Genomic DNA, 22,135 nt, shown 5'->3' on the forward strand with positions numbered 1-22,135 from the left:
CGCCGCGCAAAAGCGACAAGCTGCCGTTTCTCTGGCTGCTGGCCGGCGGTGGCGCGATCGCCGGGCTTTTCACCGCGCTCTATCTGGGCGCCACGAATGCGCTGACAGCCTGCCTGCTCCTGCTCAGCGCGGCAAGCATCTGCTGCCTCAAAGCCGATAACGAATTGCTGCGCCTATGGCGGCTCTTCGCGCTCGCGTACTTTTGCGTGCTGCCGGCCGGTCAGCTGATTGCGCGCGACGAAATCTATTTGACGCTGCTACCCGAGCAAAACCCGGCGACGATCTCATGGTTCGTGCTGAACATCATCGGCATCTGGGCGATGAACTTCACATTCATCGTTTTGCGCAATCGTCGCACGGGCGCGAGAGCGTCGACGCCTGTCGGAACGCCGGATATACGTCGCGCAGTTCTCGCAAGCCGCTGGGTCTATATGTTCGCGTTGCTTTCGCTCGCGGCACTCGCGTTCATCTACGTAAAGCTCGGCGGTTATCGGGCGATCGTACAGTTGTATGCGGATCGTCTCGAAACCTCGGTCACGCAGAACGATCCGCTCGAAGGACTCGGCGTTGTGCAAGCGCTGGCCAATACCGCACCACTATGGGTGTTCGCATGCGTGATGCTGCGACCCTGGCGTAGCCGGCTGATGAAATTCGCAGCATTCTCTCAACTGGTGGTGCTTGGCTGGCTGTCGTCGGGCGTGTTCGGCAACCGGCAGGGCATCGTGTTCGTCGTGCTGTTCGCCTGCTTTATCTATCACTCGTTCTCGGCTCAAATCAGCAAGCGTGCGGCGAAGATCGTCGGCGTGTGCGTCGCGATCGGCGGCCTTGCGATGATTCCGCTGAAGTTTGGTATCGACTATTCCGAACTCGGCAATCTGTCCAAGAACTTTGCTGACCAGCGGATGCTGCAACTGTCGATGGGACCGCTTAGCTTCTTCCTGTTTCGCGACCTGTCGCGTTTCGACGTGCAAGTGTTGGCGCTTCAGTCGGTATCGAAACCTGGCTACACGCTCGGCATGGGGCGCAGCTTCGTCGGCGCCGCCGCAGCAATCGTGCCCAAAGCGATCTGGAAAAACAAACCTGACACCTTCGCACGCGAGAAGAGCGATATTGTGCGCGAAACCGAAACCAACGATTCCGACGAAACAACACTGCTATTCGGAATGCCTGGAGAATTTCTCGTCAATTTCGGCGTGTTTGGCTATTTACTGTCGTTCATCGTCGTAGCATGGCTAATCGCACGCATCAATCGGATCGGTCTTGGCTCGCATTGGCGATGGCTGCCTATCAAGATCGTGTCGTACCCGCTGCCCTTCCTCTTTTTCCTGTTCGATTCGAACGTCCTTGCTTACTACGGGATGCGCTGGATCGTGCTGTTCGCTTTGCCACTGGCGCTGTTGCTGAAACAGAAAAAACATAGCTCGCGTCTTTACTATCGAAACGCCGGAGTGCGTGATGAGAATAGTCCACGTAGTTGAAACATGGATCGGAGGTGTTGCCAATTACGTGACAACGCTGATGATCGAGCAGCGCGATCGCGGACACGACGTCGTACTTGTCTGCGACCCGCGCAATATGGATGTCGCGAAACTCGACATCAACGGCATTCATGTCGTGTCATACCGATCGAGCCGCAATCCTCTGAAGTTTGCGAGCATCGCGCGTGCAGTGCGTGGTCTCGTCCAGACGCTGCATGCCGATGTGATCCACTGCCATAGCTCCTATCCCGGCATCTACGTAAGGCTGAACCGCTTCGACGGTGCCAAGGTGCTGTACACGCCGCACGCATGGTCGTTCATGAAGAAGGACATCTCACGTCCCACCGCATTCGCGTTTGGACTCGTGGAGAAGTGGCTCGCTCGGCGCTGCACGCGCATTCTTTGCATGTCGTTCGACGAAGTGCGCGCGGCACGCAAGCACGGCATCGCACCGGATAGGATCGAGCTCGTTTACACGGGTATTCCGACCGACCCCGCCTCTGATAGGCTCGCGAGCGAACCGGAAAACACCGTGCACCCTGCGCAGCAGATTCGGATCGGCTACTTTGGCCGTCTTGATTATCAGAAGGGCTTCGACATTCTCGTCGAGGCGCTGCCTCTCCTCAACGATAACCTGCACGTTCACGTATTCGGCACGGCGGTGCGCGGCAGTGTCACGATGCCGCGCGAAGCGTCGAGGACCACCTACCACGGCTGGATCAGTCCCGAGGAGACAAAGCTCGCGATGCGCAGTATGGACGTAATCGTAGTGCCGTCGCGCTGGGAGGGTCTTGCACTCGTGCCGATTGAAGCAATGCGCGCAGGCAAGGTGCTCGTCGTATCGAGCGAAAGCTCACTACCTGAACAGGTCATTCATGGCTACAACGGTTTGATTCTGCGGCAGTTGACAAGCACATGCCTCGCCGAGCAACTCAACTCTCTGTCCATCGACGAATGCCGTCGCATGGGCGCAAATTCGCGTCACGTGTTCGATCACGCGTTCAACGCTGACAAATTCTTCAAATCGCTGATGAACTGCTATGAGAACGCCTGACGTCTTTCTTCTGCACGCGTACAGCTCGCGTAACAGCGGCGACGGCCTACTGGTCAAGCTAAGCTTGCAGGCGATCCGCGATGCGGGCTTTGCGCAGCGCGTCACGGTCGTATGTCTGGACCCGGCGTCATTCGTCGGCTATCTCGACGATCAGCACATCGAGCTGATTTCGCTCTGGCAATTCGTGGCGAGAACGTTCACACAGGCGTGGTTCCGTCGGGCACCGGTATGTTTCGGTGTCGGCGGCGGCTATCTGCGCGCAGGCACGTGGAAGGAGGGCTGCAAAACACTCGTTGCACATGGCCTGCAGATCGTGTGTGCGTCGCTATGGAAGCCGCGCGCGCGCATCTATCTTCCGCAAAGTGTCGGACCGTTTTCTGGCTTGCCAGGCAATGTACTCAAATGGCTTGTGCGTCGCCACATCGACACAATTTTTTTGCGTGATGACAAGAGCGTACGCGAACTGACCCATCGACACGCGGTGAGAATCGGCGATCTGGTCGTGCTCGAAATCAGCAAGCAGCCGCCTGTTCCGCGCCGCGCCACCGTGACATCGTCTACTTCTTCGATATTCAGTACACGGCGCGATGTGTACTTCGTGTTTCGCGATCTCGGCGACAAGCCGTATGCGGACGCCTACGTCGCGAAACTGCGGCGCCTGGTCCAACTCACGCCCGATGCACGCCTTGCCTTGCAGAGCTCCGGACGCGGCAACAGCGACGATATGTTCTACCGACGGGTGTTCGGCATCGAATCAGCGCCGGCGTTGCGCGACGTGATCCGCCAGGAAGATGCGATCGTCGTATCGGTGCGACTGCACGGCAGTCTCGAAAGCGTGCTCGGCGGCCTGCCGAGCATCCACATCGCCTACGAGCGCAAGGGGCAAGCCGCATACAGTGATCTTGGCCTATCCAGCTATGCGTACCATGCGGAGAGCTTCGATCCCGACACGGTTACCGCTGCAATCGAAAAGCTTCGACGCGATCCAGCACCGTTCTGGCAGCAATTGGCCGATGCATCGACGAATCGTTATCGCGAAATGATCGAACGGATCAAGGCAAAATGCGATCCGTCGATCACGCTGCTGATCGACGGCAACTTTCAAAAAGTTGGAGATCAGATCTTCAGCCCTCATATGGGTCATCGGAAGTTCGCAGCACGCTTCACCGAGAATTTCTCCAGCGTATGTATTGCCGCTCGCTCGTTTCCCGCACAGCACGCCCGCGGCGATCTCGTGACTGGCGAAGCAACGCACTTCGTTGACCTCGGAAATCCGCGCGGCGTCAAAGCCCTGATCGGTCATCTACCGCGACTCATATGGCGTATCTGGTGTGTGATCCGCGATGCGGATCTGCTAGTGCTGCGCTTTCCAGGCAATCTCTCTCTGCTCGCGATGCTGCTGTGCCAGGCGAGCGGCAAGCCGTTCTCCGCGGAGATCGTCGCCGATCCGGGTGACTATTTCAGCGACACGGCATCATCCCATCCGTTGCGGCACATTGCTCGCCGCGTGCATTGCTGGGCCACACGTCATGCGGCGAAGCATGGCCGCACGGTACGCTATGTGACGGTCGGCGCACTGCAGGCCATCTATCCACCCCGCGCGCAAGCGCGCTCATTCGGATTCAGCGACGCGTATCTGCCTGATGAACTGTTCGAGCTTCGCGACGATACGTACACCAGACGCAACGCCGAAACCGGCGTGTTCCGCATCGTCAACGTGGCAATGATGCACAACGAAAGCAAGGGCCACTCGGTCCTACTGAAAGCAATGGCCGTGCTACGCGCGCGTGGACTCAACGTCGAACTCACGTTGATAGGCGATGGCGCGCAGCGCGGCACCTTCGAACAGCTAGCGGCGCAGCTCGGTCTCGGCGACTGTGTGCACTTCGCAGGTGCGTTGAGCGGTGACGACGTACTAAACATCGTAAGCCAACATGCGCTCTTCGTGCTGCCGTCACTACAGGAAGGTATGCCGCGTGCGTTGCTCGAAGCGATGGCAGTCGGCATTCCAGTGATCGCAACACAGGTTGGCGGCGTCGGCGAAGTCCTCGAACTAGCAAGTCTTATACCGCCAGCCGATATCGATGCACTAAGCGAGAAGATCATGCACGTCGCCACCGATGCACAATGGTGCGACCAGCAGAAGAAACGTCAATACGAAACAGTGCGACGTTTTCGCTATTCGGATTTGCAGGCACAGTATCGCCACTATTGCGAGGCGCTAAAAGCATATGGCTGACATGAAGCGGGACGTCGTCTATGTCATGCTTGCGTCCGCGTTGCCGGCGTTTGGCAATTTCATCGCGGTCGCACTCGCGCTCAGGTATCTCGACGCGGAGTGGCTAGGAAAATCCTATGCACTTGTCGCATTCTTTTTTGTCGCGATCGATCTTTTCAATTTTGGCTCGCCGCGTATCTTCACGGTCGAACAGGTGCGTTCGCACGTGTCCACGCTGATCTTTCTGGATTGTCTTAGCGCACTCGGGTCAACCGCAGTGTTCTCAACGATAGGTGCGCTGTTCGCGCATTATGGTCTGTTTGCACGCACACAGCTCGGAATACTGATGATACTCGCGCCGGCCTGCTATGGTCTTTCCCACTTCTCGTTGGGCATACTGCGCTTCTATGGACGTAGCGGCACGATCTGTTCGATTTCGACTATCTCGGCGTTTAGCCGTGTGTTGATCGTTGTGCTGCTGGTGGAAAGACGCTCGCTTGATGCATATCTTCCCGACCTGCTGTTACTCGTCGAAGCGATATATGGTGTGATGCTGCTTGCCGCGTACCTGCATTCGCTACGACGAGGGCCACCGCCCGACTCCGGATTCTTCCGCCCTGAGGCGGAAAAATTCCGCTTTCGGACTTTCGACTACAAGGCGTTCTTCGTGCAGAACCGCAAGGAGATTCTCGGTAGCTGGTACGGCAATGCGATTTTCTCAGGCGCGAAGCACGTAGACATCATGATCGTCACGTTCATTGTCGGACCATCAGCGGGTTCGCTCTATCGTGGCGTGAAAAGCGTGCACAACCTTGCGTTCAATTGCGGCCAAGGCGTCGCACTCGTATTAAGTGGCGCGCTCAAGCGAATCATGAACGCGCTCTTGCACGTGCCGCAACGTCATGTGATAGCCGCTAGCGTGATAGTGCTCATTGCGCTCGTATCGTTCGCGAGTTGGCTCGCTTGCCGCATTCATCTGTTCCCGATTGCGATGCTGGGCGGCTACACGATGCAATTTGGCTTCATGTTTGTCGCGTTCCTTGGCGCGATGCTGATTTTCTTGTGCCGTGTGCTGTCATTAATGGTGTTCTCTACCAACCGCGCGGCCTTTGTCAAGATCTCGACTCTCGAAGTTGGCGCTTCGCTCGCGTTCGTATCGGCGTTGTCGTATAGCTTTGGGCTGATTGGCGCGCTGACCGGCATCGTAATCGCGAGCATGCTCGTGTTAGTTTTGTCGTTGATGATCAGCCGACGCGCCGCACGACGATCAATCGAGAAACCGGTTGTCAGTCAATGGCAGGGAGGACTACAGAAATGAAACGCCGAACACTCGTTCTCGGCGGTGTAAGTTCGGTGCCCGCTTGGCTAGCCGCGCAAATATCGGTTGCGTCGGCGGCATCGAAAGTATCGACACAGGCGGAAGACTTGCGCGACACCAAGCGCGTATTCGCGCATTACATGGTCGCGTGGCCACGCAGCGGCCCGAACGCGGGCGTCGACAATTACATTGCCGAATTTCGCGACGCACACCAACGCGGCATCGACGGCTTTGCTCTCAATTGTGGTGGATGGCATCGCAGCGAGCCACTGTACCGTCAACGCGTGCTGACGATGTATCGCGCCGCAGAACAGTTCGGCAACGGCTTCAAGCTATTCGTCTCTGCAGACGGAAAAGCGCAGGACGAACTCGAGGACATCGTGCAGACGACCGCGAATCTCCCGGCGCAGCTGATGGTTGACGGAAAACCTGTGATATCCGCATATGGATTAGGTGGCGATGACTCAGAGCGTGGCGAGGCACTGATCAAGCAGGCGGAATCGCTCGGCGCGTACATCGTGCCGCACTTCATGCCGTCGACGAAAGAAGCTGAAATCGGTGATGCAACCGCCAAGGAAATCGCATGGCGCTGTCATTCCGCGCAGGGTTATTTCTATTTCGGTGCGGCGGGCGCGCCGGACTCGCTCGCGCGATCGATTGCGCATCTCGCTACTGCACTAAAAGCGGCGGGAAAGCTCTTCATGGCACCCGTCACACCGTATTACCGCGGGCTTGCGAGCGGCACAAACTATCGCGCATTTGAAACAAACGGCTTTTCTGGCATGGCAACCGAATGGATTGCCACTATTCGATCTAACGTCGATTGGGTGCAGATCGTCACATGGAATGATTGGGCCGAATCGACGTATGTCGCGCCGATCGGTAGCAACGCAAGCGCACGGGTTTACGCTCCCCGCTTCGGATTATTGCCGAGTCATACAGGCTATCTCGACGCGAGCCGCTACTTCATTGAGTGGTTCAAGCGCGGGACTGCACCGACAATTACACAGGATAAGTTCTATTATTTCTACCGCTTGCACCCGGTGGGAATCGGTGCGGCTGCTGCTGTCGGCAGTACAGGTGGTGCTGCAATCGCCCCGCGTTCAAGTACGCCATTGACCGCGCTGGTCCACGTAACGACGTTCCTCACTGAGCCCGCAACGCTTGAGATCCTGCAAGGTAATACACGAGCCGTGCGTGAACTGCCTGGCGGCGTTAGCGAAGTCGCCGTGCCAGCCCTGCCAGGCACCCCGCGTTTCTTGCTGACGCGCAACGGCAAGACGATCGCAGACAAAAGCGGTGAGGAACCCATTCGCACCAACGATTTTACCGGTGCATTCAACTACTTCAGCGGGCAGTCGGCGCCAGATTAAGTAAATCTCGGATAACGGGACGTTACTCGTAACGTCCCTCCTCAATTACAGATCACATTTCAACTCAAGCACGTCCCTCAACCCCGCCTGCGGCCGCGCCAACAACGCCCCCTGCGCCAACACATCGGGCCACCGGCCCAACCACTCGAACTGCTCCCGCGTATCGACGCCATTCACAACCACCCGCACACCGAGCTCACAGAGCAGATCCATCACCGCCGACATCACCACACAAGCTCGCCTGTCACGCGGCACCGCGCTCATCAATTCGCGCGCAATCGTAATCGTGTCAACATCGAGCGCACCGAGCAACGCAAGTGACGACGCCCCATTCCCCCAATTCCCCAGCGCCACACCCACGCCGGCCTCGCGAAGCCCTTCCGTCATCGTGCGCAGCGAAAGCAGCTTCGCCGCTTCGGCGCTATCGGTCACCTCGATTTCGAACAGATGCAGCGGCACACCATGCGATTGCGCAGCACGTGCGAGGTCATCAGCAAACGAATCGAGCAATGCGATCTGCGTGGGCACCGTGATCGCTATGGGCTGCAACGGTAACTGCATGGCAACGCAATCGCACAGTTCGCGGCATATGCCATCCACCACGAATGCGGCCATTTCTCGTGCCACTTGCGGATGTTCAAGTGGCATCATGAAGATACCCGGCAGCAGTAATCCGTATTCGGGGTGCGTCCAGCGAAGCTGGGCCTCGAGCCGCGCCGGCGCGCCACCTTCCACGCGATATGCACCCTGAAACACGAGATGGAACTCGCCAGCATGCAGGCCTTCGCAGACACGCGTCTCCAGTTCGCTAAGTCGCGCGGTCGTGTTGTCGGCGCCGTTCGCATCGTTCTGCGCGACGGCGGCCAAACGCGCGGTCATCGTGCGCGCAAGCGCGACATGTTTCGCAGGGTCAAGCGTGTGCATGGCGAATACGTCTTTTTGTATAAACGCGCATATGCAAGCACGAGTCGCGCCAGATATGACACCGATTCGCCGATTATTTGCAAAAAGACCGTAAAAGTCTTTTCGATCAAGGACTTCGGGAACAATATCTTGATGGGAAAAATGGCTGTGACACACCGTACGATGTTTGCGTAACGTCGCACGTTACGTTGCGTTGTGTTGCCCGTGACGTAACGCAACGACAAGCGCAGCCCTATCACACCATACGGGCGGGCTCGTATATCGGCATAAAATGCAGGAGATTAAGAAAGTCAAATACGGAAAATTGCGTGCCTAACCATTTGACCGGCTCTGCAAGATTGACTAGTATCCGCTCCGACGCAATATTGACCAGCGACTGCGAATTTCCCTTAAGTTCATTCAAGGCAGCCGATGCTAGAAATCCCGCTCTCCGACGCCAACTGGGATCGCGTCAAGAGTCTGCTCCCCGAACCGCCCGCCTCAACTCGCGGGCGGCCACGCCGCAGCGATCGCGACATTCTCGACGCCATCCTGTGGCTACAGCAGCGAAAAGAAAAATGGCACAGACTTCCGGCAACATTTCCACCGCAACAGACCTGTTATCTGCGCTATACGATGTGGAAAAAGGCCGGCATTCTAAAGCAGGTGAATGAATTACTCGCCATTGACGAAACAGATGTTTGAATCCATCGACTCAAACGGATACAACTCGCCTGTACACAAGACCAGATGCAGACGTTTAATAGCCGCGCCATAGTCTGTCCGGCGTGACCTATTATCGAGGCGCAGCCTACCTCTTCAACCTTATCGAAACATTAAGAAAACACCCCTCCCAGCACTTTTCTTTTCAACCTTAACAACAACTTAAGTTCCGCCAAAAACACAAAAAATATAGTCCTCAAGCCGCCTCGAACGACGCCGATAGACAGAGCGCAGTACTCGTTTTCCAACCAGGAGAGAGAAATGTCTATTCAGGCAGTTGGTCAAAACCCGGCGGGACCCACAGGTTCTGCTGTCGCGTCGGGTTCGGCCTCGGCATCGGCATCGACGGCACCCGCATCCAGCAAGAGCGCTTCGTCGTCGACAGGATCGTCCACCAGTTCCACCACCTCGTCGTACACGGTCAGCATCAGCAGTGCCGCGCGCGCCATGCTGGCCGAAGCCAGCGAGACGTCGGTTCAAACCGCGCAGGAAGCGGCAAAGGGTGATCATCAGGCCCAGCGTCTGCTCGCGAAGGAGGCAGCAGCCAAGGCAGCTTGAGTAACGTCTACAAAGGTCCTCCCAAAAAAAGACCGCCGCCCGAAAAACCGGCGGCGGTCTGCCTTCAGCGCAAGCGCAGAGATACCCGAGCAATAGATTGGGCTTTCACCGCGAGAAATGCTCAGCCTAAAGAACGCTCGACCTCCCGCAACGCCCACGCCACTCTCGCGAAACAAGAGACACGAAACCCGAACCTCAGAACCGCGTACGAATACCCGTCGTCAATTCCAGCTGGTTCTTCGCGCCATACGTCGTCGCCACGACGTAACCGTTGTGCAGCTTCATATAGTCGCCAGCCACATATAGTTCAGTGCGCTTCGACAGGTGATAGAACATCGACGCGTACAGGGTTTCCTTATAGCCGCTCGCGGTGCCCCCATCGGGATTGAAGGCGAGGTTGGCATTCGCGGTGCCGCCGTTATCGTCGAATGCCGCATTCGATGCATGCATCTGCTGATAGCCGATTGCGTAGTCGAACGGTCCCTTCGGCGAGAGTTTGAGCGACACGGTCCACGCATTGTCGTGACGTTGTCCCAGCGCTCCCTGATCGCCCGTGTAGTGGAAATAGCCGGCGTTCACGCGAACGATGCTATACGTGTAGTTGCCGCCGATCGAATACGATTTGTTCGTGAAGCCGTTGTTGTTGACATGGTTGAAGAACGCGGACACATTGAACGGTCCGCCGTTATAGCCGAGTGCGCCGGTGTAGGTGGCGTCGGTGCCAAAACTCGTGTGATTGCCGAATGCGTAGCCCGCCGCAGCAAATATGCCGTTGCTGAACAGCTTTTTCCACACCACGCTGTTTTCATAGCGAGTACCCGTGGCACTGCCCGCGTAGAAAATCAGTTGCTTGAAGTTATTGGCATTAGTCCAGCCGCCTTCTTCGGTGGTCAAGGCGGCGCTGCCGTATGGGTCGCCGTAAATCGCGGCGGCATCGCGTGCCACGGTGTTCTGGAAGCCCGCCGTCACCTTGCCGAACGTGTCGCTTTCGATACCCACCCATGCGTCGCGATCGAAGATCTGGCCCGGGTCTTCCATTGCGCCATCGCTCACGCGGTATTCCGCTTCGAGCCTGAAGATCGCCTTCAGCCCGCCGCCGAGATCTTCCGCGCCTTTCATGCCGAAACGGCTGCCGCTAAACCACGGCTCGCCGTTAATGCCCATCGAGATGACATGCTTGCCTTCGGCATTCGCATTGGTCTGATACGACACCGCGCTCAAATCCATCAAACCGTAAAGCTGCACGCTCGATTGTGCGTGAACGTTGCTCATGGCCAAAGCACTGCCGCCTGCCACCAGCAAAAACCTGGTCTTATTCCCCATCTTCTCCTCCGTTCCTGCTGTGTTGAATTGATCGGACATCTGCTTGCATAGCAATGCCAAGAATAGTCAGAGCAACCCTTCACGCCTCTTTCGCGCAGGAGCGGCGGAAGTCGGTGAAAACACTAGAACGTATGATTTTGACAACAGAAGACGGGTAAACGAAACGCGTATTTATCGCGCTGTCGTCTCAGGTCGCAGCAAATGCCTCGTGCGGTTCCTCTTCGCGCAGAATGTAGCCGAGTCCGCGCAGCGTCATGATCTTCGCGCTCGATGCCGCGAGATGCTTGCGCAAGCGGTGAATATAGATATCGATCGCGTCGGCGCTCGGCTCTTCGTCGAGCGTGAAAACCTTGTCCATCAGCGTCGCTTTGGAAACGGTCTTGCCCTGCTTCAGCATCAGCGTCTCGAGAATCGCGTGTTCGCGGCGGCGCAGTGGCAGACGCTCGTTTTGCAGCAGGAATTCGCGCGAATCGAACAGATAGCACAAGTCTCCGCATTCGATCTGCTGCCCCTTGTCGCCCGCCGCCTGACGGCGGATCAGTGCCTTGATGCGCGCCACCAGTTCGCGCGCATCGAAAGGCTTGACGACATAATCGTCGGCGCCGGCGGAAAAGCAGGCCACCTTGTCGTCGGTCGAGCCATTTGCGGTCAGCATCAGCACCGGCACGTTGTCGCGCTTGCGGCGCAACCGCTTGAGTACCTCCTTGCCGCCGATGCCGGGCAAACGCATATCGAGCAGCACCGCGTCATAGCATTGCAGACCGAGCAGCGTTTCCGCGCACTCGCCGTTCTGCGCCCAATCGATGGCGAATTGCTCGACCTGCATCAGGTTCATCACCCAGCGGGCGAGGTCCGCGTCGTCTTCCACGAGCAGTAGTTTCATCGTTCCTCCCTCTTTTGCGGGTCGCGCGACGCGTCAGGCTGCGCCGATCCATAAAGGCATTTCGACCGTCGCGACGAGGCCGATACCGTCTTCATTGGGTTCGAGCCTCACGCTACCGCCCTGGCGTCGCGCAATCTCGCGCACGATCGGCAAACCGAGTCCCGTTCCTTCGGCATGACTCGACGCGCGATAGAAGCGCTCGAACACACGCTCGCGTGCTTCGGCCTTGATGCCGGGTCCGTTGTCGATCACGCGTACGATCGCCATCTCATCGCGCCGCCGCGTCTGCACGGTAACGTGACCGCCGGCCTGGATATAACGCAGCGCGTTATCGACGAGATTGGTCACGAGCGCAGAGGTCAAGGCTTCGTCGCCGGTCACGTATAAGCCGTCTTCCAGCTCGGCACCCAGATCGATTGCACGCGACTGTGCGAACGCAATCAAGTCTTCGAGTACGCCCGCAATCAGCGCGCTCAGATCGATACGCTCGCGCACACTCGACGGCGCAACCGACTCGGCCTGCGCAAGCAGCAACAGCTTGTTGGTCAGCGTGGTCAGCTTACGGCTGCTCTTGTGCATGCCCGCGAGCGCTTCGGCGAGCGGTGCGTCCCGGTTGTCGCGTTGCCGCGCGAACTGGATCTGCGCGACCAGCAGCGCAAGCGGCGTGCGCAACTGATGTGCGGCATCGGAAATGAACTGCCGTTGCGTCGCCGCCTGCTGGCCCATTCGCGCAATGCACTGATTAATCGCCTCGACAATCGGCCTGAGTTCGACATGCAGACGCGCGACGCGAATCGGTTCGAGTTGCGACGCATTGCGATCGGCAACGTCGTCCTTCACCTTCATGAGCGGCAGCAACTCGAAGGTCAAGCCGAGATAGACGAACACCATCGCGAGCACCAGCGTCAGTACTTCGCCGGATAATTGCGGCCGCAGCAGGCGCCACACCATCGCATCGCGCGAGCCCTCGGTCTTCGCGACCGCGACGATCACCTCCTCGGTGCGCCCCGAGTCGTAGAGCTGCCGCACATAAGCCACCGCGCGCGCCTCGCGGCCGTCGTCGAAATGCGTGGAATAAAGCGTGGGACTATCGCTCACGTGCGGCGGCAGCGGCAGGTCGGGACTGCCCGCAAGCAGACGATGTCCGCTCGCCTCGACGCGATAGAAAACGCTGTCCTGTTCCGGCGATTCGAAGAGTTCGAGCGCAGCCGGCGGAATCTGAATGGAGACCGAAGAACTATCGTCCCAATCGATATCCTCGCCGATGATCCGCATCGACGAAAGCAGTGCGTTGTCCTGCACGAGATCCGCCGTGGTCTGCGCGAAGCGATATGAAATCGCGACGGAAATGGAGACGAATGCGGCCAGCGGCAACAGGAGCCACCACAGCAAACGTCCGCGCAAGCTGCCTGAAAACACGATGCGTCGATCCTTTTGTGTTCGAAGCGACAAGCGCGGTCAACCCGCTTTCAAGGCTTCACGTCACTGACAAACTGATTGGTAAACGTGCGCGACAGATCGATATGCCGCCCCTTCACTGTCGGATTGAATGCCGACAGTACTTTGAGCACCGTCTGCGGACCGTCGGCGGGCATCTTGCCGTCCACGGTGTACATCGGCAGCGAAGCCTGCAATGCGCTGACATAAAGCACCCGGTCGCCGCCAATCGCTTCTTGCGGCATCTGCGCGGCAATCTGTTCCGCGCTATGCGTGTGCATATAACGCAGCGTTTTCACGAATGCGCGCGCGAGTTTGGCGGCTTCGTCGGGATGCGCGTCGAGCCAGGTACTTTGCATATAGAAGCTCGACGCCGGATAGGTGCCGCCCAACGCCTCGCGCGTACCGTCGACGTTGCGCATATCGACGAGTACTTTCGCCTCGCCGGCTTTCAATAAGCGAGTGACGGTCGGCTCGGTCGTCATGCCCGCCTGAATGTACCCCTGCCGCATCGCCGCAATAAAACTGCTGTCCGCGCCGACCGGCAACAGCGTGAATTGCGTGGACGGCACGCCGGCGCGTTGCGCGAGGTATTGCGTGAGAAAACTCGTCGACGAACCGAGCCCGGTTACGCCGAGCGTTTTGCCGCGCACGTCGGCCATGCTTCTAACGGAAGCGGCCGATTTTGCCGCGACCAGTTGCACTTCGCCGGGCACCTGAGCGAATACGACGATCGTCTTCACTTCCTTGCCGCGGGTCTGCAAATCGATCGTGTGATCGTAAAAGCCGACCACGCCCTGCACCGCGCCCGCGAGCATTTCGTTTTCGCCGTCGATTCCAGTCGGTTGCGACAGCAACTCGACGTCGAGCCCTTCCGCCTTGAAATAGCCGAGCTGTTCGGCAAGACGCGCCGGCAAATAAATAAGCTTGTCGATGCCACCGACCATGATCGCGAGTTTCTCCGGCTCGGCGGCTTGCGCGGGCGTCGCGAGTTTCGCGAGCGCGCACAACACGAGCGACGCCGCGACGGCGGCACAGGCCGCGCGCGAGAAACGCGTCAGGGGAAGCTTCATTGCGAGTGTCTCCGTTGTCCTGCTTCGTGGCGCCGCGCGAGTCGCCTGTGCCTGATTCTGAAGGTGCGAACCCTTCCCGATGCTTTCACAAATGTGAAATAGCGCGAACCTCGGGTTTGTCCCGATCACTTCATCGCCGCACGCGGAAACATCACGGCAATATCCACGCCCTTGCCGCCGTCGTCCGCCTTCAGCGATATCTCGCCGTGATGCGCATCCGCAATCTCACGCACGATCGCGAGTCCAAGCCCCGTGCCGTCCGTATCCGCCGAGGCCCTGAAAAAAGGCTCGAATACGCGGCTGCGCGCTTCGGCCGGAATGCCGGGGCCGTTGTCGATGACGCTTACCGTGACCGTATTGGCATCGGCATGCACCGCAACCGTCACGTGACCGCCACTGCCGGTATAACGAATCGCGTTCTCGGCGAGATTCGCAATCAGTGCCTGTAGCAATCCACGATGCCCCAACACTGGCGCGGCGCCGTGCAACTCCGCGCCGAGATCGATTTCGCGCGCCTGCGCGAGCAACGCAAGGTCTTCGACGACTTCCATCGCGAGCGGCACCAGGTCGACGCTTTCCATTGCGAGTTGCGCGCTGTCGGCGGCCTCCGCCTGCGCGAGCAGCAACAGCTTGTTCGTGAGCGCGACCATCGACCGGTTGCTGCGATGCATCGCGCCCAGCGCTTCGTCGAGCGCGGGATTGATTCCGTCCTGCTGCCGCGCGAATTGCAGTTGCGTACCGAGCAGCGTCAGCGGCGTGCGCAACTGATGCGCAGCATCCGCGATAAAGCGGCGTTGCACCGCCACCTGCAAGCCGAGCCGCGCAATGCACTGATTGATCGCATCGACGATAGGACGCAATTCCGTGTGCAACCGCTCCACGCGAATCGGCTCGAGTTGCATCGGATCGCGATCGGCAACCTCGTCTTTCACTTTCATCAGCGGCCGCAATTCGAACGTGAGTCCGATACAAACGAGCGCAACCGCCAGCACGATCATTTCGATCTGCCGGATCAGTTGCGGCTGCCATAGCTGTTTCGTCATCGCGTCGCGCGAGCGCACGGTCTTGCCGACCGTCACGCGCACGCGCCGCGTCACGCCGTTGTCGTACATGAGCCGCGCGATATCGACCGCGCGCACCTGCTGGCCGTGCAACGCCGTGTAGTACGAATCCGGCACGTCGGGCGCCCGCGCGGGACGCGGCGGAAAGTCGGGCGTACCCGCGAGCAGTTGCCCGTCGTCGACACGCACGCTATAGAACACCTGGTCGCGATACGGCGAGGCGAAAATCTCGAGCGCGGCAGGCGGCACGTCCACGCGCAGGAATCCGTCGCGCCATTCGACTTCCCCCGCGATCATGCGCGCCGACGCCACCAGTTGGTTGTCCTGCACGAGATTCGCGGTACGCCGCGCATTGTCGTATTCGGTCTTGCCGGTCACGAACACATAGAGCGCGAGCGGCACGAGCAGCCACCATAGCAAACGTATACGCAGGCTATTAGCCATTGTCAGTGGTCGTCTTCTTTCTTGCGCAGCAGATACCCGAGCCCGCGCAGCGTGACGATCGCCGCGGAACTGCCGTCGAGCTTCTTGCGCAGACGCGAGATATAGATCTCCACCGCGTCTTCGCTGGGCTCGTCCGCGAGCGTGAAGATCGCATCGACGAGCGCGGGTTTCGTCACCGTCTTGCCGAGGCGCAAAATCAGCGCTTCGAGCACGGAGCGCTCGCGCGGCGTCACATTGAGCGGCGCGCCTTTGAGCGTGAACTGGCGCGTGTCGATATCGAACGACAGATCGCCGCACACCACCTCGCTCGCTTTCGACGGCGACTGCCGGCGAATCGCAACCTTGATGCGCGCGATCAACTCACGCACTTCGAAGGGCTTGACGAGGTAATCGTCCGCGCCGGCGCCGAGCAGTTCCACTTTTTCGTCGATCGAGCCGCTCGCGGTCAGGATCAGCACCGGCGTCGCATCGCCACGCTGACGCAAACGGCGCAGCACGTTCTTGCCCGAGAGCTTCGGCAAATTCAGGTCGAGCAGAATCACGTCGTAGTGATTCGTGCGCAGCAGGCGGTCGGCCTCGTCGCCGTCCTGCACGGCATCGAGCGCGAATGCCTCCTGCTCCAGCATCTTCGCGAGCCAGTGCGCGAGTGTGGGATTGTCTTCGATGAGCAGCAGCTTCATGGCGGCAACGGCAAAAGTCAGGCCGTCGATTGTGCCGTAAAACAGGGGGTTTGCGCGCTTCCTGTGGGATTTGCGCCATACGTCCCCTGCCCGCTGTCGACGCCGGTCAAGCGCGTCGCGCAGTGGCGGGCTGATTGCGGCTTAAGCGCGGTTCGTTTTCAGCACATTCCCGGCGCATTTTCGGCTTATTTTCGGCGCATTTTCGGGTTAACACCCATGTTTCGCGCTCCCTCCCGAAAGCTCGCAGAAGGTTTCGCATTTTTATAATCGCCGCCATTCACCCAGAAAAGCGCCGCTTATCAGGCCGCGGCGACCACACTTAATTAAGGAGACTGCTTCATGCGTACCTTGCGCCAGATTGCCGCCGTGTCAGGTGTTGCTTTCGCCCTTGCCGCCGCTTCGGCCGCCGCTCACGCCGAAAAGATCACGATCATGGTGGGCGGTGCCACCAAGATCATCTATCTGCCGGCCAAGCTGACCGAACAGCTCGGCTACTTCAAGGACGAAGGGCTCGACGTCGAGATCCTCTCGCAACCGGCCGGCGTCGACGCGGAAAACGAACTGCTCGCGGGCGCGGTGCAAGGTGTCGTGGGCTTCTACGATCACACGATCGATCTGCAAAGCAAGGGCAAGGAAATTCAGGCGCTGGTCGTGTTCGGCCAGGTGCCCGGCGAAGTGGAAATGGTTTCGACGAAAGCGGCCGATACCCTTAAGAGCATGGCCGACACGAAAGGCAAAACGCTCGGCGTGACCGGCCTCGGCTCGTCGACGAGCTTCCTCACGCAGTACCTCGCGCAACGCGCGGGCGTACCGGCCACGCAATACACGCTACTGCCGGTCGGCGCCGACAACAGCTTTATCGCGGCGATCAAGCAGAACCGCATCGACGCGGGCATGACCACCGAGCCGACCGTTTCGCAATTGCTGAAGACCGGCGACGCCAAGGTTCTCGTCGACATGCGCACGCTCGACGGCACGCGCGCCGCGCTCGGCGGCACGTACCCCGCATCGAGCTTCTACGTGCAGCGCGCATGGGCGGAATCGCACAAGGACGAGGCCGCGAAGCTCGCGCATGCCTTCGTGAAGACGCTCAACTTCATTTCGACGCATAGCGCGGAAGATATCGCCGCGCAAATGCCGAAAGACTACTACGGCAACAACAAGGACCTGTACGTCAACGCGCTGAAGGCCTCGCTGCCGATGTTCACGAAGGACGGCAAGATGCCGGCCGACGGCCCGGACACGGTGCTGAAAGTACTGTCGGCATTCAATCCGTCGGTGAAGGGCAAGCACATCGATCTCGCCAAGACCTACACCAACGAATACGTATCGGCGCCGGTCAAGACCGCGTCGAAGTAACGCTTCTTTCATATCCAGAGAACTGCGAGGCTCCGCCGATGAATCAACCTATGTCACGCGATATGCCAGCAATTGAAATGCGCAACGTGTCGTGCCGTTTCATTTCACCGGACGGCAAGGCAACCATCGCGTTGCGCGATTTCAGCATGTCGGTGGCACGCGGCGAATTCGTCGCGGTGGTCGGCCCGACCGGCTGCGGCAAGTCCACCACGCTGAGCATGATTACCGGTCTGCTGAAACCCACCACCGGCGAAGTGCGCGTGATGGGCGCGCCGGTGGACGGCATCGATCCGCGCATCGGCTTCGTCTTTCAGGCCGATGCGGTGTTTCCGTGGCGCTCGGTGCTCGACAACGTCGCGGCCGGTCCGCTCTATCGTGGCCGCTCGAAATCCGCCGCCTACGACGAAGCGAACGAATGGCTGCGCCGCGTGGGCCTCGACAAGTTCGGCAAGCACTATCCGCATCAACTGTCCGGCGGCATGCGCAAGCGCGTCGCGCTTGCGCAGACCTTCATCAACAAGCCGGAAATCCTGTTGATGGACGAGCCGTTTTCGGCGCTCGACATGCAGACGCGCACGCTGATGCAGGACGAACTGCTGCAATTGTGGGGCGGCGTCGGCTCGGTGGTATTCGTCACGCACGACCTCGAAGAAGCGATTGCGCTCGCCGACCGCGTGTTCGTGTTGACCGCGCGCCCCGCGACGCTGAAGAAAGTCTACGAAATCGATCTGCCGCGCCCGCGCGTCACCTCGGAGATTCGCTACGACTCGCGCTTCATCGAGATTTCGCGTGACATCTGGCACGACCTGCGCGAAGAAGTGCAAATCGGTTAATCAAGGAACGGCAACCATGTCCACGCCCTCTCAACAGATGATGCCGTCCGGCATCGACGCCGCATCGCTCGCTCAGGTCGAGCGCATTGCGCAAAAGAAAATCCGCCAGCGCCATGTACTCGTCGTCTCGCTGCGCATTCTCGTACTCGTGGTCGTGCTCGGCGGCTGGGAACTGTCCGCGCGCCTGAAGTGGATCGACCCGTTCTTCTTCTCGATGCCGAGCGCGATTTTCGAGCAGATCGTCGACTGGTTCGTGAACGGCACGTCGCAAGGTCCGCTGCTTACGCAGGTATGGGTCACGCTCGAAGAAACCGGGCTCGGCTTCATTATCGGCTCGGTCGGCGGCATCTTCTGCGGCATCGTGCTCGGCCGCAACAAGCTGCTCTCGGACGTATTCAGCCTCTACATCAAGATCGCCAACTCGATTCCGCGCGTCGTGCTCGGCTCGGTGTTCGTCATTGCACTCGGGCTCGGTATGGCGTCGAAAGTGGCACTCGCCGTCGTGATGGTGTTCTTCGTCGTATTCGCCAATGCATTCCAGGGCGTGCGCGAAGCAGACCGCTACATGATCGCGAATGCGCAGATTCTCGGCGCGTCGCGCCGCCAGGTGACGACCTCGGTCGTAATTCCGTCGGCGCTCAGCTGGATTCTCGCCAGCCTGCATGTGAGCTTCGGCTTTGCGCTGGTCGGTGCGGTGGTCGGTGAATTTCTCGGTTCGAAGCAGGGCATCGGCCTGCTGATTTCCACCGCACAGGGCGCGTTCAACGCAAGCGGCGTGTTTGCGGCAATGATCGTGCTGGCCGTGGTCGCGCTGGCAGCGGACTATCTGTTGACCGCGATCGAGAACCGCCTGCTGAAATGGCGGCCGACTTCGGTTTAAGCGCAGCGTAATCGCCGCGCCGTTTCGAATCCGGCGCGCAAAGCTGTACCAATCGTTTCCCGATTCATCACGAATGCCGTTCGGTCTTTGGCCGAACGGCATTTTTGCTTCTATATCTTCCGAATCGATCTCGCTCGACTTCGCTGCGCCGATCATGCGCGATGGGTCGCCCCCGCCACTCACGCGTTTCCGTTTTAGCCGGGCTCTTTCGCGACCAGACGTTTTGCGCTAAGTTGGCAGCGCCGCAACCGCACCCAACCACCCAACTCTGTCCCACCTGGAGCGATAAAAAATGAGTGACGTCCAGCACAGCGCGCAGAACGATCCGATCGAACATGTGGTTCTCCTGCTGATGGAGAACCACTCGTTCGATCAGATGCTCGGTTGCCTCGACGCCGTGCATGACGGACTCGACGGCGTGCGCAACGCCGCCACGAAATCGAATGCCGACGGTCAGGGCCACACGTTCCACCCTCGCGCCACGCGCGAGCGGCAAATGAAGCACGATCCGAATCACGAGCACGAGGCCGTAATGGAGCAGATTGCCGCGGACAACAGCGGCTTCGTGCGCCGCTTCGTGAAGGACTATCCGAAGAGCAGCCTCGCCGCGCGCCAGGACGTGATGGGCTATTACCCGCTCGGTTTTCTGCCCGCGCTCCATACGCTCGGCAAGCAGTTCACCGTCTGCGACCGGTGGTTCTCATCGCTGCCGGGGCCCACGTGGCCGAATCGCTTCTTCGCGTTGACCGGCACGTCGATGGGTCAGGTGGCCATGCCATCGGGACTCGATGCGCTCAATCCGCACTGGTACGCCGAGCAGAGCCAGGACACGATTTTCGATCGGCTGAATGCGGCGCAAAAAACATGGAAAGTCTATTTCTACGACTTTCCCGCATCGCTGCTCTTGAAGAACCAGCGGCACGCCGCGAACCTCGCGAACTATCATCTCTTCGAGACGTTCTTTCACGACGCAGCCGGCCCCGCCGACGCGTTTCCGCAATTCGTGCTGATCGAGCCGAAGTACTTCGGCGAAGCGCAGAACGACGATCATCCGCCGCACAACATCATGAAAGCGGAGAAGCTGATCGCCGATACCTACAATGCGCTGCGCTCGAATCAGGCGCTGTGGGAACGCACGTTGTTAGTGATCCTGTACGACGAACATGGCGGCTTCTACGACCATGTGTCGCCGCCCTCAAACGCCACCGCGCCGGACGACCACACCGCGAGTTTCGACTTCACCCGGCTCGGCGTGCGCGTGCCCGCGATTCTCGTGTCGCCGTGGTGCAAGGCCGGCGTGTGTCACACGCAGTTCGACCATTGCAGCCTGCTGAAATACCTGTGCGACAAATGGAAACTCGCGCCGCTTGGGCTACGCACGCAGAAAGCATCGAGTGTGGGCGAAGCAATGGGCGGCACCGATGTCGCGCGTACCGATACACCGGCTTTTATCCGCGTGAGCAATCAATTGCTGATTGCCGAGCATGTGGAACTCGAACGCAAATCGTCGAACGGCAATCAGCACGGACTGCATTATTTCGCCGATTACCTGCACGAGGAACTGGACCGGCTTAGCGCGAACGCGGTGGCATCGGCAGCGCAACTCGCGAACGCCGGCAACGCGTGGGTACGCTTCAAAAGCACGTTGGGCTCGCTAATGACGAGCTTCGGGCAATGGCTCAGCAAGGATTTCTACGCAGCGCGGGACCAGCGCGATGCGCGCACGAGCGACGCATTCACGCGTCTTTCGCAATCATCGGTCCGCAAAACGACGGGCGCGCCATCGAAAGATGCAAGGGCCAATACCGATCAAACCCGCCCCGTTTCTCCGAAATAGCATCGGCTCGGAGCATTGACCCATGTCTCTTCGGATCGCAGCTCGCGGCTCACGCGAACCGCATAAGCACGCGTTAACCCTTAAAGGTTCCGCAGCTTTATCTCAAAATTAGCAATAAACATTCAACGGATGACCTATTACTCTCTCCAGTTATCGAAATTACAATGCAATCACTGACTACGAACAACAACGTTCGCAGCACGACAAAACCCAAAACTGGAGGTAAGTATCATGAAATCGCTCATTCAAGCCGTTGTCATTGCCGCCGCAATCGCCGCTCCTGTCGCTTCGTTTGCGCAAACCAACCAGCCCGTGACCCGCGCCCAGGTGCGCGCCGAACTGGTTCAACTGGAAAAGGCCGGCTATCAACCCGGTCTCGCCGACCCGCAGTACCCGGCCAACATCCAGGCCGCTGAAGCTCGCATCAATGCGCAAAACGGCGTGAGCCAAGCCGCGGCAAGCGGTTTCGGCGGTGTGACCAGCGGTTCGTCGCAATCGGGCCGTGTGGCTCCGGCGACTGGCCCGAAGTCGGTCTACTTCGGTCAGTAAGCAACGCAAGTCGTTAAAAAAACTGGCCCGCGTCCGGTGATACCCGGACGCGGGCCAGTTTTGTCCTGTATGTAACCGTTACCTCCGTCATCGGGCTTCCGATGACTTAGCCCGGACCTTCACGGTCTGGGCGCTTTTTCACGGCGCTCTG

General features: G+C 59.2%; 19 protein-coding genes. 11 read left to right on the top strand and 8 right to left on the bottom strand.

The window, feature by feature from the left end; translation table 11 throughout:
- Positions 1–248 precede the first annotated feature (248 nt).
- Genes F3J19_RS14720 through F3J19_RS14740 form a run of 5 tightly spaced genes read left to right on the top strand, consistent with a single transcriptional unit; the run spans position 249 to position 7,441 of the window.
- On the top strand, positions 249–1,478 hold the full coding sequence (locus tag F3J19_RS14720) for a hypothetical protein (RefSeq protein WP_167042540.1): 1,230 nt from the start codon (positions 249–251) through the stop codon (positions 1,476–1,478).
- Positions 1,456–2,532 carry a glycosyltransferase family 4 protein gene (locus tag F3J19_RS14725; RefSeq protein WP_167042542.1) on the top strand — a complete coding sequence of 359 codons (1,077 nt, stop codon included), beginning with the start codon at positions 1,456–1,458 and terminating at the stop codon, positions 2,530–2,532. Before F3J19_RS14720 ends, F3J19_RS14725 begins: the two co-directional genes overlap by 23 nt.
- Positions 2,519–4,771 (top strand): glycosyltransferase, encoded by a 2,253-nt coding sequence (locus tag F3J19_RS14730; protein WP_167042543.1) that lies wholly within the window; start codon positions 2,519–2,521, stop codon positions 4,769–4,771. The genes F3J19_RS14725 and F3J19_RS14730 overlap by 14 nt, the downstream gene beginning before the upstream one ends.
- 1 nt (position 4,772) lies before the next feature.
- Positions 4,773–6,068, top strand: coding sequence for a hypothetical protein (locus F3J19_RS14735; protein WP_167042544.1), 1,296 nt, complete (start codon positions 4,773–4,775; stop codon positions 6,066–6,068).
- Complete coding sequence (locus F3J19_RS14740) at positions 6,065–7,441, top strand: endo-1,3-alpha-glucanase family glycosylhydrolase (RefSeq protein WP_167042546.1); 1,377 nt, start codon at positions 6,065–6,067, stop codon at positions 7,439–7,441. Before F3J19_RS14735 ends, F3J19_RS14740 begins: the two co-directional genes overlap by 4 nt.
- Before the next feature lie 45 nt (positions 7,442–7,486).
- Here the strand turns inward: F3J19_RS14740 and F3J19_RS14745 are convergent, their stop codons facing one another.
- Positions 7,487–8,365, bottom strand: a complete 879-nt coding sequence (locus F3J19_RS14745; protein ID WP_167042547.1) for an EAL domain-containing protein — start codon at positions 8,363–8,365, stop codon at positions 7,487–7,489.
- 411 nt (positions 8,366–8,776) lie between these two features.
- Here F3J19_RS14745 and F3J19_RS14750 point away from each other — a divergent pair, with 411 nt between their 5' ends.
- Positions 8,777–9,049 carry a transposase gene (locus tag F3J19_RS14750; protein WP_167042549.1) on the top strand — a complete coding sequence of 91 codons (273 nt, stop codon included), beginning with the start codon at positions 8,777–8,779 and terminating at the stop codon, positions 9,047–9,049.
- Between the two features lie 299 nt (positions 9,050–9,348).
- On the opposite strand, the gene F3J19_RS14755 is transcribed toward F3J19_RS14750, so the two are convergent.
- From F3J19_RS14755 to F3J19_RS14785, 7 genes are all read right to left on the bottom strand, one after another.
- Complete coding sequence (locus F3J19_RS14755) at positions 9,349–9,516, bottom strand: hypothetical protein (protein WP_167042550.1); 168 nt, start codon at positions 9,514–9,516, stop codon at positions 9,349–9,351.
- A gap of 304 nt (positions 9,517–9,820) precedes the next feature.
- Positions 9,821–10,897 carry a porin gene (locus F3J19_RS14760; protein WP_240158958.1) on the bottom strand — a complete coding sequence of 359 codons (1,077 nt, stop codon included), beginning with the start codon at positions 10,895–10,897 and terminating at the stop codon, positions 9,821–9,823.
- A 238-nt stretch (positions 10,898–11,135) separates the two neighbouring features.
- A complete protein-coding gene (locus F3J19_RS14765; protein ID WP_167042553.1) occupies positions 11,136–11,831 on the bottom strand; it encodes a response regulator in 696 nt (231 codons plus the stop codon).
- A 33-nt stretch (positions 11,832–11,864) separates the two neighbouring features.
- Positions 11,865–13,250 (bottom strand): sensor histidine kinase, encoded by a 1,386-nt coding sequence (locus tag F3J19_RS14770; protein WP_167042555.1) that lies wholly within the window; start codon positions 13,248–13,250, stop codon positions 11,865–11,867.
- 50 nt (positions 13,251–13,300) lie between these two features.
- A complete protein-coding gene (locus F3J19_RS14775) occupies positions 13,301–14,341 on the bottom strand; it encodes an ABC transporter substrate-binding protein (protein WP_167042556.1) in 1,041 nt (346 codons plus the stop codon).
- A 125-nt stretch (positions 14,342–14,466) separates the two neighbouring features.
- Complete coding sequence (locus tag F3J19_RS14780) at positions 14,467–15,846, bottom strand: sensor histidine kinase (protein WP_167042558.1); 1,380 nt, start codon at positions 15,844–15,846, stop codon at positions 14,467–14,469.
- A gap of 2 nt (positions 15,847–15,848) precedes the next feature.
- The gene (locus F3J19_RS14785) at positions 15,849–16,526 is read right to left on the bottom strand and encodes a response regulator (protein ID WP_167042559.1); all 678 of its coding nucleotides are present in this window, start codon (positions 16,524–16,526) and stop codon (positions 15,849–15,851) included.
- A 339-nt stretch (positions 16,527–16,865) separates the two neighbouring features.
- Here F3J19_RS14785 and F3J19_RS14790 point away from each other — a divergent pair, with 339 nt between their 5' ends.
- The 5 genes from F3J19_RS14790 to F3J19_RS14810 all read left to right on the top strand — a co-directional run bounded on the left by F3J19_RS14790 (position 16,866) and on the right by F3J19_RS14810 (position 21,984).
- A complete protein-coding gene (locus F3J19_RS14790) occupies positions 16,866–17,885 on the top strand; it encodes an ABC transporter substrate-binding protein (RefSeq protein ID WP_167042561.1) in 1,020 nt (339 codons plus the stop codon).
- Between the two features lie 38 nt (positions 17,886–17,923).
- Positions 17,924–18,718, top strand: coding sequence for an ABC transporter ATP-binding protein (locus F3J19_RS14795; protein ID WP_167042562.1), 795 nt, complete (start codon positions 17,924–17,926; stop codon positions 18,716–18,718).
- A 16-nt stretch (positions 18,719–18,734) separates the two neighbouring features.
- Positions 18,735–19,598 carry an ABC transporter permease gene (locus F3J19_RS14800; RefSeq protein ID WP_167042564.1) on the top strand — a complete coding sequence of 288 codons (864 nt, stop codon included), beginning with the start codon at positions 18,735–18,737 and terminating at the stop codon, positions 19,596–19,598.
- A gap of 292 nt (positions 19,599–19,890) precedes the next feature.
- On the top strand, positions 19,891–21,435 hold the full coding sequence (locus F3J19_RS14805) for an alkaline phosphatase family protein (RefSeq protein WP_167042565.1): 1,545 nt from the start codon (positions 19,891–19,893) through the stop codon (positions 21,433–21,435).
- A gap of 231 nt (positions 21,436–21,666) precedes the next feature.
- Positions 21,667–21,984, top strand: coding sequence for a DUF4148 domain-containing protein (locus F3J19_RS14810; protein WP_167042566.1), 318 nt, complete (start codon positions 21,667–21,669; stop codon positions 21,982–21,984).
- Positions 21,985–22,135: the final 151 nt, after the last annotated feature.

This window comes from Burkholderia sp. Ax-1724 (assembly GCF_011752995.1).
GTDB lineage: Bacteria > Pseudomonadota > Gammaproteobacteria > Burkholderiales > Burkholderiaceae > Paraburkholderia.

Coding starts and splice junctions, on each gene's coding strand:
- F3J19_RS14725 (WP_167042542.1), top strand. CDS start 1,456: ATGAGAATAGTCCACGTAGTTGAAACATGGATCGGAGGTGTTGCCAAT.
- F3J19_RS14730 (WP_167042543.1), top strand. CDS start 2,519: ATGAGAACGCCTGACGTCTTTCTTCTGCACGCGTACAGCTCGCGTAAC.
- F3J19_RS14735 (WP_167042544.1), top strand. CDS start 4,773: ATGAAGCGGGACGTCGTCTATGTCATGCTTGCGTCCGCGTTGCCGGCG.
- F3J19_RS14740 (WP_167042546.1), top strand. CDS start 6,065: ATGAAACGCCGAACACTCGTTCTCGGCGGTGTAAGTTCGGTGCCCGCT.
- F3J19_RS14745 (WP_167042547.1), bottom strand. CDS start 8,365: ATGCACACGCTTGACCCTGCGAAACATGTCGCGCTTGCGCGCACGATG.
- F3J19_RS14750 (WP_167042549.1), top strand. CDS start 8,777: ATGCTAGAAATCCCGCTCTCCGACGCCAACTGGGATCGCGTCAAGAGT.
- F3J19_RS14755 (WP_167042550.1), bottom strand. CDS start 9,516: ATGGCGCGCGCGGCACTGCTGATGCTGACCGTGTACGACGAGGTGGTG.
- F3J19_RS14760 (WP_240158958.1), bottom strand. CDS start 10,897: ATGAGCAACGTTCACGCACAATCGAGCGTGCAGCTTTACGGTTTGATG.
- F3J19_RS14765 (WP_167042553.1), bottom strand. CDS start 11,831: ATGAAACTACTGCTCGTGGAAGACGACGCGGACCTCGCCCGCTGGGTG.
- F3J19_RS14775 (WP_167042556.1), bottom strand. CDS start 14,341: ATGAAGCTTCCCCTGACGCGTTTCTCGCGCGCGGCCTGTGCCGCCGTC.
- F3J19_RS14780 (WP_167042558.1), bottom strand. CDS start 15,846: ATGGCTAATAGCCTGCGTATACGTTTGCTATGGTGGCTGCTCGTGCCG.
- F3J19_RS14785 (WP_167042559.1), bottom strand. CDS start 16,526: ATGAAGCTGCTGCTCATCGAAGACAATCCCACACTCGCGCACTGGCTC.
- F3J19_RS14790 (WP_167042561.1), top strand. CDS start 16,866: ATGCGTACCTTGCGCCAGATTGCCGCCGTGTCAGGTGTTGCTTTCGCC.
- F3J19_RS14795 (WP_167042562.1), top strand. CDS start 17,924: ATGAATCAACCTATGTCACGCGATATGCCAGCAATTGAAATGCGCAAC.
- F3J19_RS14800 (WP_167042564.1), top strand. CDS start 18,735: ATGTCCACGCCCTCTCAACAGATGATGCCGTCCGGCATCGACGCCGCA.
- F3J19_RS14805 (WP_167042565.1), top strand. CDS start 19,891: ATGAGTGACGTCCAGCACAGCGCGCAGAACGATCCGATCGAACATGTG.
- F3J19_RS14810 (WP_167042566.1), top strand. CDS start 21,667: ATGAAATCGCTCATTCAAGCCGTTGTCATTGCCGCCGCAATCGCCGCT.